General features: G+C 37.5%; 11 protein-coding genes and 2 pseudogenes. 1 reads left to right on the top strand and 12 read right to left on the bottom strand.

The window, feature by feature from the left end; genetic code table 11:
- Positions 1 to 134: 134 nt before the first annotated feature.
- The 6 genes from purB to purD all read right to left on the bottom strand — a co-directional run bounded on the left by purB (position 135) and on the right by purD (position 7,981).
- Positions 135 to 1,427: an adenylosuccinate lyase gene (purB, locus tag AT575_RS00295; protein ID WP_102776666.1), complete on the bottom strand. Its 1,293-nt coding sequence runs from the start codon at positions 1,425 to 1,427 to the stop codon at positions 135 to 137.
- A gap of 9 nt (positions 1,428 to 1,436) precedes the next feature.
- A complete protein-coding gene (locus AT575_RS00290; protein WP_102776665.1) occupies positions 1,437 to 2,348 on the bottom strand; it encodes an NYN domain-containing protein in 912 nt (303 codons plus the stop codon).
- A gap of 223 nt (positions 2,349 to 2,571) precedes the next feature.
- A complete protein-coding gene (locus AT575_RS00285; protein WP_102776664.1) occupies positions 2,572 to 4,725 on the bottom strand; it encodes an AAA family ATPase in 2,154 nt (717 codons plus the stop codon).
- A gap of 41 nt (positions 4,726 to 4,766) precedes the next feature.
- A complete protein-coding gene (gene purK, locus AT575_RS00280; RefSeq protein ID WP_102776663.1) occupies positions 4,767 to 5,840 on the bottom strand; it encodes a 5-(carboxyamino)imidazole ribonucleotide synthase in 1,074 nt (357 codons plus the stop codon).
- Positions 5,827 to 6,315 carry a 5-(carboxyamino)imidazole ribonucleotide mutase gene (purE, locus tag AT575_RS00275; RefSeq protein WP_102776662.1) on the bottom strand — a complete coding sequence of 163 codons (489 nt, stop codon included), beginning with the start codon at positions 6,313 to 6,315 and terminating at the stop codon, positions 5,827 to 5,829. The genes purK and purE overlap by 14 nt, the downstream gene beginning before the upstream one ends.
- 403 nt (positions 6,316 to 6,718) lie before the next feature.
- On the bottom strand, positions 6,719 to 7,981 hold the full coding sequence (gene purD / locus AT575_RS00270) for a phosphoribosylamine--glycine ligase (RefSeq protein ID WP_102776661.1): 1,263 nt from the start codon (positions 7,979 to 7,981) through the stop codon (positions 6,719 to 6,721).
- 1,267 nt (positions 7,982 to 9,248) lie between these two features.
- Here purD and scrM point away from each other — a divergent pair.
- Positions 9,249 to 10,326: pseudogene (scrM, locus tag AT575_RS00260) on the top strand (peptidoglycan hydrolase ScrM).
- A gap of 70 nt (positions 10,327 to 10,396) precedes the next feature.
- On the opposite strand, the gene AT575_RS00255 reads toward scrM, so the two are convergent.
- From AT575_RS00255 to purF, 6 genes and pseudogenes are all read right to left on the bottom strand, one after another.
- Positions 10,397 to 12,037 carry an ATP-binding cassette domain-containing protein gene (locus AT575_RS00255; RefSeq protein WP_102776659.1) on the bottom strand — a complete coding sequence of 547 codons (1,641 nt, stop codon included), beginning with the start codon at positions 12,035 to 12,037 and terminating at the stop codon, positions 10,397 to 10,399.
- A 2-nt stretch (positions 12,038 to 12,039) separates the two neighbouring features.
- Entirely contained in the window at positions 12,040 to 13,008 is a 969-nt protein-coding gene (locus tag AT575_RS00250) for a ThiF family adenylyltransferase (RefSeq protein WP_245871404.1), read from the bottom strand.
- A gap of 501 nt (positions 13,009 to 13,509) precedes the next feature.
- Complete coding sequence (gene purH / locus AT575_RS00245) at positions 13,510 to 15,057, bottom strand: bifunctional phosphoribosylaminoimidazolecarboxamide formyltransferase/IMP cyclohydrolase (protein ID WP_102776657.1); 1,548 nt, start codon at positions 15,055 to 15,057, stop codon at positions 13,510 to 13,512.
- A gap of 79 nt (positions 15,058 to 15,136) precedes the next feature.
- Entirely contained in the window at positions 15,137 to 15,697 is a 561-nt protein-coding gene (purN, locus tag AT575_RS00240; RefSeq protein WP_102776656.1) for a phosphoribosylglycinamide formyltransferase, read from the bottom strand.
- Positions 15,694 to 16,715: pseudogene (gene purM / locus AT575_RS00235) on the bottom strand (phosphoribosylformylglycinamidine cyclo-ligase). Before purM ends, purN begins: the two are co-directional and overlap by 4 nt.
- A 148-nt stretch (positions 16,716 to 16,863) precedes the next feature.
- Positions 16,864 to 18,318 carry an amidophosphoribosyltransferase gene (gene purF / locus AT575_RS00230; RefSeq protein ID WP_102776655.1) on the bottom strand — a complete coding sequence of 485 codons (1,455 nt, stop codon included), beginning with the start codon at positions 18,316 to 18,318 and terminating at the stop codon, positions 16,864 to 16,866.
- Between the last annotated feature and the right edge of the window lie 18 nt (positions 18,319 to 18,336).

Genomic DNA, 18,336 nt, shown 5'->3' with positions numbered 1-18,336 from the left:
GATTTCGGAACTTTGAAAACTTTAAAAAACGTATTTTGATTGCTTTGAACATCAAAATAGAGAGTACCAATTTGATACTCTCTAGATCTTAGCTTTTCATCTACCCACTACAGTTGACAAAGAGCCTATTTTTCTTATAAACCTAAACGGTTAAAGATGTCATCGACACGTTGCGTGTAATAAACAGGGTTGAAGAGCTCGTCGATTTCTTCTTGAGTTAGACGAGAAGTCACTTCTTCATCAGCTTCTAAAAGGGGTTTAAAGTCCACTTGGTTATCCCATGAGTAAGCTGTTTTTGGTTGAACCAAGTCATAAGCACCTTCACGGGTCATGCCTTTTTCAATCAATTTAAGCATCACGCGTTGACTGAAAATAAGACCAAAGGTCGAACCCATATTGCGGATCATATTTTCTGGGAAGACCGTTAAGTTTTTAACGATATTGCCAAAACGGTTAAGCATGTAGTTAATGAGAATAGTTGTATCTGGAGTAATAATCCGTTCTGCAGAAGAATGAGAAATATCACGTTCATGCCATAAAGGAACATTTTCGTAGGCTGTAAGCATATGACCACGGATAACACGCGCCAAACCAGTCATGTTTTCAGAACCGATTGGGTTACGTTTATGTGGCATAGCAGAGCTACCTTTTTGCCCTTTAGCAAAGAACTCTTCCACTTCACGTTGTTCAGATTTTTGCAAACCACGGATTTCAGTTGCCATGCGTTCAATAGAAGTTGCGATGCTTGCTAGAACCGCAAAGTATTCGGCATGTAAATCACGAGGTAGGACCTGTGTCGAAATTTCTTGGGGGCGGATGCCAAGTTTACCGCAAACATATTCTTCCACAAATGGAGGGATATTGGCGAAATTGCCTACCGCGCCAGAAATTTTACCAGCCTCTACGCCAGCCGCAGCATGTTCAAAACGCTCTTGGTTACGTTTCATTTCGCTATACCAAGTAGCCAACTTAAGCCCAAAAGTAGTAGGTTCGGCATGGACACCGTGGGTACGGCCCATCATGATGGTCATTTTGTGCTCTTTAGCTTTTTCAGCGACAATGTTAGTGAAATTTTTAAGATCACGACGGATAATGTCGTTAGCTTGCTTGTAGAGGTAGCCATAAGCCGTATCTACAACGTCTGTTGATGTCAGCCCGTAGTGAACCCACTTGCGCTCTTCACCAAGTGTTTCCGAAACAGCACGGGTGAAAGCCACCACATCATGACGCGTTTCTTTTTCAATCTCAAGAATCCGATCCACATCAAAGTCGGCATTGGCACGAATTTTAGCCACATCCTCCTTAGGAATCTCACCCAACTCAGCCCACGCTTCATCAGCCAAAATTTCAACCTCTAACCAAGCACGGTACTTATTTTCTTCACTCCAAATGTTCGCCATCTCAGGGCGTGAATAACGTTCTAACATCTTTTCTCCTTATTTCTTGCTTTTCTTTATTGCAAACCAAATTCCACCTGCAACAGTTGCTACACCGCTAACTATTATATGCCAATTATTAATCCAAAATTCTTCTGCAGCTTGTTCTTTTGCATACTCTTCCTGTTTCTTCTTTTCTTTTTCTATCTGAATTCTCTCAAGCTCTTCCTTCTGTATTTTTTCTTTCAATTTATTATCTTCTATTGTTGCTGTTTCCAGAATCTCATTAATGCTTGCTTGAGTAGTAGATTTATTGATTTGATTAACAAAATTCTGTTGTATGTCTTCATCAAGATAGAACAGATTCTTAACTTTTTGGTTTGAGGCATCTTGAAATTGCTTAAATTCTTTTTCTTTTTTCTCTTTATCTAATCTTATAAGTCTTTCTCTAAGATATTCCTTCTTAAAATATCCCTCTTCATCGTGATTAAAATAAATAAGATTTTCTGCGACTTCATCAAGATAATTAATCTTAGAAATACACCAACTTAAATCCCCAGATACATATTCTAAGTTTATACTATTTTTCCAGCCCCAAAGAATTATTTCCCATTTTTTTGAATAAGCTTCTTCGATCAGAGATCGCATATCTAAATCACCACTCATTAATATAAGCTTACCTGGCTTTTTATATCTTTCTAAATGCTTAATGCCCTCTACAAGTATTTTCCCATCTACACCCTTTTCTCTTGATATTTTTCTCTCATATGTAAAAATATCAAAACCTTTACTACTCATTGTAGACCAAAAAGAATCACTCTTTGGCGGAGTGGAGCCTACCAAAATTTTTTTTTGATTTACATTGTTTGTATAGTCTTTAACAAATTTATCGTAGTCAAATCTCCCCTCCGAAGTAACAATATCTCTTACCCCAATGAAAATATTTGAATTATCAATTAATAACAAATCCATATATAGCTCCTAACATTCCTGTCCTTAGTTTATCACAGTATCAAAAGAGACAGAATATTCTTATTATATTTTTCTGAAAAAAGTTTACGTACCAAAACTCAAAAATGTACTCCAATTTTTTTCAATTGTTAGTAGATATCCATATCCCATATTCAATTTTGTTAGCAAATTACACTTTTTATCCTCTATTTAGTTAATTATTAATTTAAGAAGGAGAGAAATTTCATTTCCTAGCAGCTTTCCAATGCGAATTAAAGTGTTTTTCTAAATTGGAATCTTTGAAACATTTCCTCATCATTGAAATTATTTGATCTTTACTCTTACCATTTAATTCCGACTCCAAATCATCGATAGAATGAGAATTTACATTAAATAATTTTTGTGCTTCTCTATTGTTTTGATAAAAATTATCAATTCTATTAAATTTTGTAAACGTTTCAATAATTCTTCTAATAGAATTTAACATAAGATTAGGCTTATCGTTGTTATATAAAAAACCTAATTCTTTCCAAAGAAGCTCGTAACTTGTAGTAAAGTCTTGACCCTCTGATTCTAAAATTTTTATTGAAGTAATTGAATCTTTTTTCTGCAGTCGAATGAATTTATCACCTAAACAATCATGATTATTTAAATCTTTACCATCTTTATATAATCTATTATATTTTACATTAATATAAAAATGAGAATTATGAGTCATTATGATAAGTATGTCATTAGTTCTATTTTTATCAATGGGTTTCATCAGCTCTTGTATTTCAGTTATAATAATATATTGCATCATATCATCATTGGAGTCCATAGGATCATCAAAAATAATAACTTTTTCAAGCTGATTGTCAGTCTGCTCTTCAAGCTTTTCAAGAAAATATAGGAAACCTATTATATTTTTTTCTCCTTCAGATAAGGTTTCAATATCTCTATAACGTTCTCCATTGTCAAAAAGATTTTTTATCCGATAATATCCTTGATGGGCTTCATCTTTAATATCAAAATGTTCTAATTGAAAATCAACATACAATTCTAATTTCTTATTTATATTAGTAGCTAATCTCTTTTCTGATTTAGTTTTTTCTACTTCCTTCGATATTCGTTCTTGAATTTGTGCAATTCTATCATCGATTTTAAGGATTTCTTTTATATTTTCCTGTGCTTTTTGTATTGATTTGTCAAGTTCATCCTGTATGAAAATCAGTTTATGTTTTTCAGAATTCAAATCGAAATTTTCTATAAATGTATAAATTAAATCAAACCTTAACAATTCTTTTGAAAAATTTTTTAATCTAGAAATGTCTTCTAAATTATTTTGTTCAACGACTACGTTATATTTTTCAATTAGTGTTTTGCCTGTATTAGGTATAGGAATATCATTGAAAATTAATTCAGAAAATAATTTAGACTTTTTTTCTGTCATTCTATCACTAAGAGAAGATAAAAATTTTAATTGCTCTCTTTTTAAATTATCCCATAACTTTTCAATTTCTACTACTTCATCAATATATTGACTATAGAAATTTTCTCTATCTATTTTCACATTTTCAATTAAACTTTTCGCAACATCAATTTCATTAATTTGATTTACTATTTTCTCTTCGAGGTCTTTTATCTTTGAAGCTGAGAAAAAAACCTCCAATTCAGAAATAGTTTCATCTGAAATTCTATTCCCACAAAAAGAACAAACATCTCCATGATCGTGTATATCCAAACCTCTTTTAGCAAAGTTAATTTTAGACTCAGAATCTAACCTTTTGATTACTCTCTCTTCTTCAATCTTTTTCTCAAAAATATTTTTTGTATTATCTTGTAGTAGTGAAAAATCAACTTCTGGCAAATTTATAAAAATAGATATTTTTTCATCAATTCTAAGATACTCTTTACATTTATTTCTTTCATCTTCTGAGAGATGAAAAGCATATTTGATTTCTTCCCTAAAAGCTGATTGATTATAGGAGGTCCTAGCTATGTGTATAGGATTATTCTTTATCTCTCTAGCTGAAGAAATATAAAAATTTTTTAATTTATTAGACTGTGCTTGTTTTTTTTTATCGATAGAGTTTATTTCAATGTTATAGGAGTTTTTAATTTCTTCAAAATTCTGTTTGTCCTCAATGATTTTTGCTATTTCACTTTCACATTTTTCAATTTCTTTCTGAGCAGCAATATTTTCTTCTCCAAGAATAACAGAATTGAGTCTACCACTAGTCATTACACTATTTATCCCTTGATAAACTCTTATGTCTTTATCACAAATTTGTTCTTTTACAAGTCTAGTAATTGTACTCTTACCAGTCCCATTTTTTCCGAAAATAAAATTTATTGGCTTATCTAACAATAACTCATCGCAATCAAACAATTTTTCATCGACTAAATCTAATTTCATAGCTAAACTTCCTCTTGGCAAGTTACTAAAGTACTTTTTTCTTACAACTCCTCAACCTCATCCGGCACATCACTAAAGACCGTCACATGTCCCATCTTGCGGTTTTGTTTCGCTTCTAGTTTACCATAAAGATGAAGGTGGGCGCTAGGGTTTTCTTGGACATAGGCTTGCGCTTTGTCCATATGTTGACCTAAGACATTGAGCATGACCGCTGGAGCGTGTAAAGTAATGGCTGGAAGCGGCAAACCAAGCACACCCAGAATATGCGTGTCGAACTGTGAGAAATCACAGGCTTCGATAGAATAGTGACCAGAATTATGCGGTCTTGGGGCAATCTCGTTGACAATAATGTCATCTTTGCTGGCAAACATTTCCACACAAAGGGTTCCTGCTAGATTCAACTCCTTAGCAATCTCCAAGGCCATGGCCTTAGCTTTTTCTGCTAGGCCTTCCGAAATGCGGGCCGGCACAATGGTTTTTGACAAGATATTGTTGCGGTGGATGTTTTCTTGAACGGGGAAGACGGTAAAGTTTTTTTGGTTACCTGAAACGATGACCGACACTTCCAAGTCAAAGGCCACAAATTCTTCCAGCACACAGTCGGCAGAGTCCGCTAATTCTCTAGCGGCAGCTAGGTCGACCTCTGATGCAATGACCACTTGACCGTGCCCATCGTAACCACCTGTCGCCGTTTTTAAAACGTATTTTTTACTGAGATCAATAGCGTCCAAATCGGCAGCACTCTTAACAACCTTGTAAGGTGCGACAGTGACTTTGGCTTTATTAGCCAAAAACTCCTTCTCAAAAATCCGGTTCTGAGAAATCCGAAGCAAGTCTGTCCCTTGGGGCAGTTGCCCCTCCTTGATGACAGCATCTAACCCATCGGCGTCCACATTTTCAAATTCATAGGTTAAGATATCGCAGCGCTCCGCAAGCTCAGTCAGTGCAGCCACATCGTCATAAGGCGCCACAATTAGCTGGCTAACACGCCCTGCTGGACAGTCGGCTGACGGGTCTAGCGTAATCACTTTATGCCCTAGATAAATAGCGGAAATAGCCATCATTTGACCAAGTTGTCCGCCACCAATAATGCCAATGGTTTTACGTGAGTTCATCTGTCATAGCCTCCGCAATTTTACCTTGTTCCACTTGGAAATCCGCCAAGGCATCCGCAATCTTTTGATCTTCAATAGAAAGGATTCGCAATGCTGTTAGCGCCGCATTGGTCGCTCCAGCCTCTCCAATAGCCATGGTTGCGACAGGAACGCCACCTGGCATTTGGACAATGGAGTAAAGGGAATCAAGTCCACTTAAGGCACGCGATTTAACAGGCACACCAATAACTGGCAAGGTTGTTTTAGCAGCCACCATACCAGGCAAATGCGCCGCACCGCCAGCACCCGCAATAATAATTTTGATGCCACGACCACGCGCTTCTTCGGCATGTTTGAACATTAAATCCGGTGTCCGATGGGCAGAAACCACTTTTTTCTCATAGGCAATGCCAAATTTATCCAAAACGTCTGCTGCTTTTTGCATGGTAGTCCAGTCAGAACTTGATCCCATGATGATGGATACAATTGCTTCCATTTTCTCTCCTTTTTAAAATAACTTTTCTTTTTTCAGTTGGCTCACTGCGTTCGCTTTTTGCTTGCGCTTTTCACGATGTCTATCAGATGATAAATATAAATATATTAATAAAGTGTCTCAAGTTTATTTTCCGTATGATTAAACCATCCATATGAATCATTGATTCTTTTTTTGCAGTGACATTGTGGTGAGGGACACAAGCAACCGCCTTTCTCAATTTAGGGCGTTTCATTGTTAAAATGTGAGCCTGAGGTCTCCCATTTTCCCTGTCATAGCCTTAACAGGCTATGACTTTCACCACTATGTCACTGCAAGTTGCTCACTACGTTCGCTTCTTGCTTGCGCTTTTTAATATTTCAATTTGATGATAAATTCAAATAAATTAACAAACCTACTGCCAATTTTATTTCAAAGCCTTGCTTCCGATATCGTTACGGTAAAAGAGGCCTGGCCGTTTTTGTTTGTCCAGTTCTTGGTAAATTCTGGTTTGCGCAGCTGAGACATCGTCAGCTGTGGTGACCAACATGTAAACCCGACCGCCATTGGACAGCAGTGCTTGGCCATCCGCCGAAAACTTAGCGCCGGCATAGTAAGTCACAATCTCGCCCTCGCTTTTAGCTGGCAAAACAACACCTTTGTCATAGGCTAATGGGTAACCTTCTGAGGCAACCACGACACCCAGAGTAAGTCCTTCTTCTAACCAAGTGATTGTGGTGTCCTTTTGATCAAGAATGTCTGTAATGTTTTGGGCAAAGTTTGAGGTAAGGCGCGGAAGTATAATCTGCGTTTCCGGATCACCGAAGCGAGCATTAAATTCAATAACTTTAGGACCCTCATCCGTTAAAATCAGACCCGCATAAAGGATTCCAAGGTAAGGACGCCCTTCCTTAATCATGCCGTCAAGAACAGGTTTTACAATGGTTTCCACAGCTTGATCAACCACATCTTGTGAAATGTGCGGAACTGGGGCATAAGCTCCCATACCGCCTGTATTAGGCCCCTTGTCACCATCATAGGCCCGCTTGTGGTCTTGGGCTGTCGGCATCATATAGAACTTGTCGCCATTAACTAAAGCAAAGAGTGAAAATTCCTCACCCTCAAGAAACTCCTCAATGACCACTCGGGCACCAGAATCGCCAAATTTATTATCCAAAAGCATCTCATGAGCAGCTTCTACCGCCTGATCAACCGTTTCAGCCACAACAACACCCTTACCAAGAGCTAAACCGTCAGCCTTAACAACGATTGGCGCACCTTTTTCTAGGATGTAGGCCTTAGCTTCTTCGAAGTCGGAGAATGTGCCATAGGCTGCTGTCGGAACTTGGTACTTAACCATGATTTCCTTGGCAAAATCCTTAGACCACTCAAGCTCTGCTGCTAAACGACTTGGGCCGAAAGCTTTCAAGCCGGCTGTGTTAAAATCATCGACAATCCCAGCTGCCAAAGCATCATCTGGACCAATAAAAGTCCAAGCGATATCATTTTCTTGCGCAAAGGCAATCAATTTTGAATGTTCGGAAATTGCAATGTCGACCAATTGCAGACCATCCAAGGTCATGCCATCATTACCAGGAGCAACAAAAACAGCCTCAACCCCATCAGACTCTAACATTTTTTTAGCGATAGCATGTTCACGGCCACCAGAACCAACAACTAAAAGTTTCATATTTTTACAAGAATTAAAGCCTATGACTCCAATTCAAATCCTTTCATTGGCGAATTATACATTGTTATTATAACATATATGTTCGGAAATCTAAAAAAGATATCCTAAAATAATAGGATATCTTTTGCATGTCAATAATCTTTAAAGAGTATTTCCAAACAATACTTTTTTAGCTTATTTCTTTTTATAATCTCTTACTAACACTAGTGCAGCTAATAATAATGACAATTGAAATAGGATAATGATTGTTTGCCCTCTAACAATGACTGTCTGTTCACCTAAAAAAATTTTCCGCAGACATAAAAACCAACAAGAAAAAAATAAATTTTGGAAAGTTTAGTTAATATTAGTTTAAAAAACTTCATCATTTTTCCTTTCTGTTTCAAATTTCTATTAATAATTTCGACCTAAATTGACTGCATCAGAGCATTTATGCTACACCATTTTGTTTTTAGCCATCCATCCAGAATATAATGTCAATAAGGTAAAGAGACTCATGGATAAGAGAGCAAGAGTGACAGCATTTAACAAACTTATTTGAATAAAGCAAAAAGAAAATAGCGAAAGGTAACTCATCAAGTAGTCACAAAGAAAGAAAATGATAAAAAGTCTCAACCAACTGCCATCCTTGAAAATTTTTTCTGAATTAAAATATAATCCTAAAAATAAGAGTTGACTCAGCCAGTTGATCCGATAATCCGAGTGGTCATTAATATTGTGAATGCTAATAAAAAGCATAACAAAAGTCATGAAACAACTATAAACTTGTAACTTTTTTTGCAATTGAATTGTTCTAAAAATATTTTTCATAGTATGATACCCTACCTTTGTGATTACCATAATACTTACTCTCACCTCTGTCAATTCAATTATTAGAAGCTTGCTCACTTTTTGACCGAGACAAAAGAGCCATATTGTCGAATAATTGAGGTAAGAAAAGGTCAATCAGTCATTTTTGCTATTTTCACGGACACAAGTCTTTGTTATGATGTCTTTGTATAATTTATAGAAAGGAGGAATGAAGTTACAATGAATTCCCAATCTCCAAAATCACTTTTTTATCTCTGTCTCTTCTTTACCTTACTATTTTGGACGCTTAGCTATTTTCACTTAAAGCAATGGCTGGTTTTCGCATCCTTGACTTTCATCTCTTCCTTAACCCTGTTATTATATAGCAAAAACAACAAATGATACTCTTTTCTAAAAAACAACTGTTTTGATGGCAGTTGTTTCTTTTTTTTTCGAATAGATAGGTAAGGAGGGTAACATGAAAAATATCAAAAAAAGACTAATCCAATCAATAGCACTTATTTCACTATTATTCTCAAATCTCCAAGCAATGACTAGCATTCACGCTGCTGTTCATGGGGATGACTACCCCAAAGAATGGCAGACTGGCTGGGGTCCCGATTCTTGGGGCATGTATAAAAAGGCAGTGTACTTCCTTTGTAGCTTTCCGTCTCAATAAAATAAACGGTTTTTCACTACCCTGGGGCTATGGGAATGCTGATAGCTGGGGACATATTGCTCGCCAAAATGGTTATACTGTTGATTTACATCCCCAAGTGGGTTCTGTTGCTTGGTTTGATAAAGGCGTCAACTTCTCACACAGGGTTTATGGACACGTAGCCTGGGTAGCTGAAGTTAATGGAGATCAGGTGACCTTGGAAGAATATAATTATAATGCTGACCAAGGCCCAGAGAAATACCATCGTCGGCAGATAGCTCGGACGGCAGTCAGCGGCTATATTCATTTTAAAGATATCAATAAGGATAATCAGACAGAATTAATTAGTCAGCAAAGCCCAGTTAGCTCATTACCACAGAAAGGGAGCTATCGTTTCAAATCCCCAACGGGTGTAAAGGCTGAGCCGATTTTCAAAAGTGGAGACCTAGACAGCTACCCTGTTGGCGGAGTCGTATTCTATGACCGGGTTTTGGAAGCGGATGGCTATCGCTGGCTGTCTTATATCGGCGGTTCTGGCAATCGGCGTTACGTGCCCATTGAGAAGCTGGCAAAAAAAGTCACAGATAAGAGTTTCAAAGTTGGAGATAGCATCACTTTTAGGGGGCCTTTTCAAGTCAGCCAAAACCACGGTTGGATGATTTCAAGTAACGGTTTGGCGGGTGGACCCGCGACCCAACTCAATTGGCTAGACCCAGGACCCCTTCTTGAAAGCAACAAGCAGGGTTATAAAGCCGGGGACCAAGTTCTTTACCCAGGTGACTACTTCACTATCCCAGGAAAATACAAGATTCTGCAAGTAGACCAAAAAACCAAAGGCCTAAAAATAAAAATTGGCCAAAAAGAAACTTGGGTTAATTGGGAGCAAGTAGCAAAATAAAAAGAAAGGTAAGGACAAAAGCTGACTACAGGAGAGTAATCAGCTTTTTGTTCATATCTAAGACTATATTTTAAAATCTTTCTTTTTCCGTCAATTGACCATTTTTAAGTTCTAAAATGTGATCAAAATCAGCTTCAATTTCTTTGTTTAAATGATGAGTGATCATAACAATAGTTAGTGTATTATCACTCAATAAGTTCTGCTCTATATAATGAGCTAATTCTTTATTAACACTTGAGGTACTCTCATCCAACAATAAAAATTGACTGCCATTGAGAATTGCTCTGGCAAGTGCAATACGTTGCTTTTGCCCACCTGATAACTGGATTCCCTCCCCTCCAATTAGAATCTCTCCCCTCTTTTCAAACTGTTCCAATTCTTTAGAAAGGCCAACTTTGGAAATGACTTCGTTTATTTCCTTTGTTGAGTACTGACCGTCTAAAACAATATTTTCAAGCAAAGTAGCATTGAAAATGAATGCTTCCTGTTCGATATAGGTAACTTGTGACCTTAACGTGTTTTCTGCGAGTGATTGAAGCGGAATACCATCAATCCATATCTGACCTGAATCATAATCTTGGCTACCATTTAATAAATGAAAAAGAGTTGATTTGCCAGATCCACTCGGACCAGTAATGCAATATTTTTTTCCTTTTTGAAATGTAACATTCAACTGATTAAAAACCCGGTGCTCACCAAATGATAGGGATATATTGTCTAGAACCATTTCAGAATTGAAGTAAAAATCACTTATTTTTTGATTTTCTAATGACCACTTCTTATCAACCTCTTGATATAAATGCTCATACTTTTGAAAAATCGGTAATATTCCTTTTAGTTCAATGATACTGCCTGATAAATTGCTAACACCGTTAAAGATACTCACACTGATAGTTGAAACAGAAAAAACATGTCCAAAGGTTAATAGTTTTTGTGCAACAAACAAACCCGAAATAACCAGACTACCAATCTGCCCTAATACATTTCCTATAACAGCAAAAAATGTTGCTATACCTACAGTCTTGTAAGTATCAATTTGCGTATCACAAATAATCTCACTTTCCTGACTTAATCTAGCTATAAAGTAACTTTGTTTATTAAGAGAAAATAAAGTTGAAAAACCAAGAAAAAAATTACTAATATTAGATGCAAAAATTTCTTGTTGCTTGGTAAGCTTTTCAAAAGCTTTTGCTAATTTTCTATCAACTATCTTGGGCAAGACTAAATTAATGAGAGCAAGCACAATAATGGCAAGCATCAATCTCAGATTGATCGTGAAAAGAGCGATTAAAGAGAAACTAATATCAATGATTGCTTCTAGAATACTGTAAAGATTTTGGTAACCTTCATTATCAATTCGTTCAATATCTGTTGTTAGCCAAGAAATCATCTTACCCCCGCTAAGGGCCTGCTTATCTTTGTAACTGTATTTTGAATAATAGTCAACTAACCTTTTCCTGAGATCCACTAATAGTTTTTGTCTGACGTAAACTTGGTACCAACTTTTAAAGGAAAAAAAGATTGTATAAATAAAGTATAGGGTACCCAGCAGACAAACTTTTTCAATAAATAAATCTGTTTTTCCAACAACTAAGCAATTAAAGGCTTCTGCCGTAATAAAAGCTGATTTTAGTTTTAAACAAACTGAGCAAACAATAATGAGTAATAATAATAGATTTTCTTTATAGCGTTTTTTGATAAATGGTAACATAATTATTCAATCTCTTTTTTCCATTGCAAATGATTATCAATAAAATGATATTCGGCACACTTAAAGTCTTGACCAACAAAAGGAGATAATATTAATTGACCAATCATAAATGCAGACATGTAAGCATTCAATACGCTACCACAATTCTCATATATATTTGAATTTTGACTATTGCTTGCCAAAATTTGATTGATATAATCATAAAATACTTTTGCTGCCTCACAAGAATCAATCAAATATGCTGTTTGTAATAATGGACCATACCCAGATTCAATTATTGGACTTGTCAATTGTTCCTCCATAAATGCTTTCGACAAACTTCTCATGAGTTGATAATCATCCGCAGCATTTATTATAAGATTCTCAAAACTATTCTCTGCAGTCACATTTTGAAACTGTTTAAAAGTAGAAATGTAATGTGGGTAACTTATAATATTTACAAAATCTAAATACTTTTCTTTTATAACATCAACTTTATACTTCCCTAAATCTTTTGGTAAATATACCTGCGCGTAAAGGTTTTTTTCTTCAACAATATCTTCATCAATTATCAAGAAATTTTTGAATCCCATCTTAATTAACAAATCAATTGTATAGCTCCCAACTGTTCCTAAACCAATGATGATTATCCTTGTGCTCTCTCTGAAAATTTTAAACGTCTCAAAATTAACCTTTGGAAAAGAATTAAGAAACGAATCCATTCTCGTAAGTGTTAATGGTTCTTCAAACTCTTGTACAAATCCCTTTTCAATACAGTAGTTAATAATGTCATTCTTCTCAATATTATTCAAGAGTTTATAGCTTTCAATATCTGTCTCTGTTCTAAAACAAGTTAAATATTTAAAAAAATCAAAAACAACTTCATTTTTTTCAGTATTTATTGCAAACTGTAATTTCTTATTCCCATCATAGACCACAATTCCGCAATCACTCAATGTCCAGTTTAATTCAGTTTTTAATTTGTAATACATCAATATTCCTCATTTTAAAATAATAATAAAAGTCTAGAAAATAAATTTTCTAGACTGAGAAAGATTAACTATTTGCTTATAACACAAATGTTAATGTCTTTTGAACTTGTTCTTCCAGTTCGAATAACAGCTGATTCATAAATTTTCATGCTTTTTCTCCTTTCATAAAATATTCATATTTAAATATTAACGCCGTTTAATTTTTATTTCAAATCAATAATTAGATAAAAATTATTTTTTTGACCAAAGGTAAGCTTTATTTTCAAGAGCATTTTTCGAATAAATAACTGTACTATGCTCAAAAAATCATTACCAATTTTAGTTATCACATCTATCTTCCACAAGAAAAACCCTAGCCATTTGGGAATTGGCTAGGGTTTTAGGGTATAGGAGGTTTATGAAAAGAAGATTTTAGGGGTCCTATTTCTAGGATGACTCTAGTTTACTAGAGAGTCCTTAAGGATAGCTTAAAGATTCCTTTCAAAAACCTTAAAGTTAAAATTAATGTCTGAAGTGGCGAACGCCGGTGAAAATCATAGTGATGCCATGTTTATTGGCAGCGTCAATAGAATCTTGGTCACGGACTGAGCCACCAGGTTGGATGATGGCTTTGATGCCGGCTGCGGCAATTTCTTCGATGTTATCAGCAAATGGGAAGAAGGCATCGCTGGCAAGGGCTGCTCCTTCTAAGCGGTCTTTAGCTTGGTCGATGGCAATACGAACTGAGGCAACGCGGTTGGTTTGACCCGGGCCAACACCTAGGGTCATATGATTATTGGCGATCAAGATACCATTTGACTTCACGTACTTGATGGCGCGCCAAGCAAATTCCAAGGCTTCTTTTTCTTCTGGGCTTGGTTGACGATTGGTAACAACTTCCCAAGACTCTGCTTTTTCCTCAATAACATCCTGATTTTGAACCAGCATACCACCAACAACACCAGTGTATTCCGCCTCAATCTCAGAATCATCTTGCCCTTCAAATGGCAATTGGAGGATGCGAAGGTTCTTCTTCTTGTTTGTGAGAATAGCTAGCGCTTCATCAGAATAGCTTGGTGCAATGATGATTTCGAGGAAGATAGGATGCATCTTCTCAGCTGTCGCTTTGTCAACTTCTCTGTTAAGAACAACAATTCCACCAAAGATAGAAACAGAATCAGCTTCATAGGCATAGTCCCAAGCTTTTTCGATAGTGTCTGCTTGGCCGATGCCACATGGGTTCATGTGTTTAAGAGCTACGACAGTTGGGCGCTCTTTGAAGTCACGAATAATGCGGATGGCTGCGTCAGCGTCACGAATGTTATTGAAAGATAATTCTTTCCCATTCAATTGTTTAGCTGAAGCGATAGAGTAATCTGTTGGCAAAGCTTTTTGGTAGAAGTCTGCCCCTTGTTGTGGGTTTTCACCATAGCGCATTTCTTGTTTTAAGTCATAAGTGAGGGTTAATTTTTCAGGTTTCATCTCACCCACTTGAGCAGTGAAATATTCCGCGATCAAGGCATCATAAGCTGCGGTGTGGCGGAAAACTTTAGCTGCCAAAGCTTGGCGCGTTTCGTACTTGGTTTCGCCGATTTCCTTTAATTCTGCTAGCACAGGCGCATAGTCGGTTGGGTCGACAATAACTGTTACGCTGGCATGGTTTTTGGCTGCCGAGCGCAGCATTGATGGGCCACCGATGTCGATGTTTTCAACTGCTGAAGCATAAGTAACATCTGGTTTTAAGATGGTTTCTTTGAATGGGTAAAGGTTAACCACAACCAAATCAATCAATTCAATGGCATTATCTTTAGCTGCTTGTAAGTGGGTATCCAAATCACGACGAGCTAATAGACCACCATGAATGTTGGGATGAAGAGTTTTAACTCGACCATCCATCATTTCTGGGAAACCTGTCACATCGTCAATGGCGATGGTATCAAGACCTACTGCATCAAGGGCAGTTTTAGTCCCACCTGTTGAGATAATATCCCAACCAAGGTTTTTTAATTCTTGGGCAAATTCTACAATGCCCGCTTTATCTGAAACTGAAATCAGTGCACGTTTTGTCATCGTTCTTCCTTTTCTCTCTAAATCTCAAAGTCATCACTTGATGTGAATAACTCATTTTTAACCATTATATTTCTGACAATCACTTGTCTGATTGCTCCCCTAAAAGTTCTTTGATGACCTCCGGATAAAGCTTATATTCTGCTTCATGGATTCTGGCTTCAAAGCTTTCAATGCTATCTTCTTGCAGGCGTGGGACACGGACTTGTTTGATAATTTGGCCAGTATCAACGCCACTGTCCACCCAATGAATGGTTACGCCTGACTGATCAACGCCTGCATTCCAAGCATCCTCGATGCCATGGGCACCTGGGAATTCTGGTAAGTAGGCTGGATGAATGTTGATGATTTTTCCTTGGTAGGCTTCTAACAAGGTTGGTCCGACAATTTTCATGTAGCCCGCTAAACAAACCAGATCAATGCCATGTTCATCCAGCATTTGGACAATTTTTTCTTCATAGGCCTGCTTGTTGTCAAACTCTTTGAGCTCAAAAGCGACAGCTTTGACAGCCAGCTTGTTGGCACGCTCTAAGACATAAGCATCACGATGGTCTGAAAAGACCAAGGCTACCTGGAACTGCTCGGCGATGACCTGAAAATTCGACCCATTACCAGAGGCAAAAACAGCTATCTTTTTGCTCATTTGATGATAACACTCTTATCTTCTTTTTTAATGATTCGGCCAATTTCATAAACAGGTTCATCAAGCAATTCTTTTACACGCGCCACATGCTCTGGGTTAACAGCTAGCATGAGTCCAATACCCATATTAAAGATTTCGAACATTTCTTCATGATTGATGTCGCCATATTTTTCCAAGGCTTTGAAGATTGGTAGTACAGGTACTTGTGCTTCATCAATTTCAGCTGCTAAATCGTCCGCAAACATCCGTGGCACATTTTCGATAAAACCGCCACCAGTAATGTGGCGATGCCGTTAACCAATTTTTCTTTGACCAAGGGAAGAACAGCTTTTACATAGATGCGAGTTGGCTCTAATAGGACTTCTTTTAAAGCTTTGCCTTCAAGTTCGGGTAAAATAGCTTCGCCTTCATAATCAGCAAATACACGACGAACAAGGGAGTAGCCGTTAGAATGAATACCGCTAGAAGCAAGGCCTAAAAGGATATCCCCTTCAGCAACTTTTGAGCCATCAATGATTTCTGATTTCTCAGCCACACCGACAGCAAATCCAGCTAAATCGTAGTCATCTTCACCATACATGCCAGGCATTTCAGCTGTTTCACCACCAATAAGAGCAGCGCCAGCTTGGACACAACCTTCAGCAACTCCAGCTACGACCTGTTCTAATTTAGCTGGTTCATTTTTACCAGTTGCAATATAGTCTAAGAAGTAAAGAGGTTCTGCACCGGCAGCAATAATATCATTAACACACATGGCCACACAATCTTGTCCGATGGTATCATGTTTATCATATTTGATGGCTAACATCAGTTTTGTTCCAACACCGTCAGTGCCAGAAATCAAAACAGGTTCTTTAACGCCTGTTTGCGAAAGATCAAACATGCCGCCAAAGCCACCTAGAGCTCCCATAACGCCCGCACGTTCCGTCCGAGCCACATGTTTTTTAATCCGTTCGACAACTTCATAACCCGCTTCAACATCAACACCAGATTGAGCATAAGCATTTTTTTCAGTCATTTGATTTTTCCTTTTCCTTTAAACAAATCTTGATTAGAGAGGCAACTTGAAAAATAAAGTCGCTAGTTCTTTGTTTCGAGCTAATAGGGTCTTTAGGCAAAGCGCATAATAGCGATTGCCGACTTGTGATAAGGGCCTTTACTCCCAATCACTTAACATCATCAATAAAGAAACTTGTTTTTTCTTCTAAGCTCTTAACATAGGCTTCTTCATAATCATAGAGGGGCGTTGGATACTCACCATCAAAATAGGCAACACAGAGACCACCATTTGGCGCATCTGTTTCTAGTCCAATCGATTCAATTAAACCATCTAATGAAAGATAGGTTAAGCTATCTGCACCAATGATTTCGCAGACTTCATCAACATTATGGTTGGCTGAAATCAATTCTCGACGGGTTTGAATGTCAATGCCGTAGAAACATGGATATTTCAATTCTGGACTACCAATGGCCACGTGAACCTCTTTGGCACCTGCTTCTCGTAATAAGCTGACGATGCGACGTGACGTTGTACCACGAACAATCGAATCGTCAATCATGACCACGCGCTTGTCTTTAACAACACCTGAAACAGCTGAGAGCTTCATCCGCACGCCTTGTTCCCGTAATTCCTGAGTTGGCTGGATGAAGGTTCTCTGAGTGTATTGATTCTTAACCAGTCCCATCTCATTTGGCAATCCCGATTCTTCTGCAAAGCCCATGGCTGCGGATAAAGATGAATTTGGAACCCCGATAACGATATCAGCTTCATGATGGAATTCCTGCGCTAGCCGTTTTCCCATCTTCTTACGTGCTGTATGGACGTTTACGCCATATATGGTTGAGTCCGGACGAGCAAAGTAGACGTACTCCATAGAACAAATAGCCAACTGTGTATCTGTTGTGTAGGTATCAATTGCAATACCATTATCATCAATGGTAATCAATTCACCTGGCATCACATCACGAACCCATTTGGCACCGATAACTTCAAAGGCACAGGTTTCGCTGGAAATAATCCAAGCACCATTTGACATTTGGCCAATTGATAAGGGTCTGAAACCATTTGGATCAAGAGCTGCAATCAATTTATCTTCTGTCATCAAGAGATATGCGAAGCCACCTTTAACGGTATTTAGGGCTTCTTTGACCTTACCGATAAATTCTGGATGATGGCTGCGACGGATCAAATGCATGAGAATTTCAGTATCTGAAGAGGCATTGAAGATTGCCCCTTCATGTTCTAATTCTTTTTTAAGTGATAGTGCATTGGTCAAATTCCCATTATGGCAAAGACCAAACTGAGCATCCGTAAAGTTATAGAGGAAAGGCTGGATATTGTTAATGGATGCTGTTCCAGCTGTCGCATAACGAACATGTCCGATAGCTGCATTGCCGGTTAATTTATCTAAGTCAGCTTGATTTTTAAAGACGTCTGAGAGAAGTCCTGTATCGCGATGCTGATGGAGCTTACCATTGTCATTAGCAACAATGCCTGCCCCTTCTTGACCCCGGTGTTGTAAACTATGGAGTCCAAAATAAGTGACTTGGGCTGCTTGGGGATGACCCCAAATCCCGAAGACACCACACTCTTCATTGAGTGATTTTACTTCGTATGTCATCTTAACCTCGTTTGTATT

This window comes from Streptococcus penaeicida (assembly GCF_002887775.1).
In the GTDB taxonomy this organism is placed as follows: domain Bacteria; phylum Bacillota; class Bacilli; order Lactobacillales; family Streptococcaceae; genus Streptococcus; species Streptococcus penaeicida.
The sequence above is the reverse complement of the archived record's forward strand: the minus strand, read 5'-3'. Positions and strand labels throughout refer to the sequence as shown.

Excerpts from the sequence above, each read along its gene's own strand:
- purB (WP_102776666.1), bottom strand. The coding sequence starts at position 1,427 with ATGTTAGAACGTTATTCACGCCCTGAGATGGCGAACATTTGGAGTGAA.
- AT575_RS00290 (WP_102776665.1), bottom strand. The coding sequence starts at position 2,348 with ATGGATTTGTTATTAATTGATAATTCAAATATTTTCATTGGGGTAAGA.
- AT575_RS00285 (WP_102776664.1), bottom strand. The coding sequence starts at position 4,725 with ATGAAATTAGATTTAGTCGATGAAAAATTGTTTGATTGCGATGAGTTA.
- purK (WP_102776663.1), bottom strand. The coding sequence starts at position 5,840 with ATGAACTCACGTAAAACCATTGGCATTATTGGTGGCGGACAACTTGGT.
- purE (WP_102776662.1), bottom strand. The coding sequence starts at position 6,315 with ATGGAAGCAATTGTATCCATCATCATGGGATCAAGTTCTGACTGGACT.
- purD (WP_102776661.1), bottom strand. The coding sequence starts at position 7,981 with ATGAAACTTTTAGTTGTTGGTTCTGGTGGCCGTGAACATGCTATCGCT.
- AT575_RS00255 (WP_102776659.1), bottom strand. The coding sequence starts at position 12,037 with ATGTTACCATTTATCAAAAAACGCTATAAAGAAAATCTATTATTATTA.
- AT575_RS00250 (WP_245871404.1), bottom strand. The coding sequence starts at position 13,008 with ATGTATTACAAATTAAAAACTGAATTAAACTGGACATTGAGTGATTGC.
- purH (WP_102776657.1), bottom strand. The coding sequence starts at position 15,057 with ATGACAAAACGTGCACTGATTTCAGTTTCAGATAAAGCGGGCATTGTA.
- purN (WP_102776656.1), bottom strand. The coding sequence starts at position 15,697 with ATGAGCAAAAAGATAGCTGTTTTTGCCTCTGGTAATGGGTCGAATTTT.
- purF (WP_102776655.1), bottom strand. The coding sequence starts at position 18,318 with ATGACATACGAAGTAAAATCACTCAATGAAGAGTGTGGTGTCTTCGGG.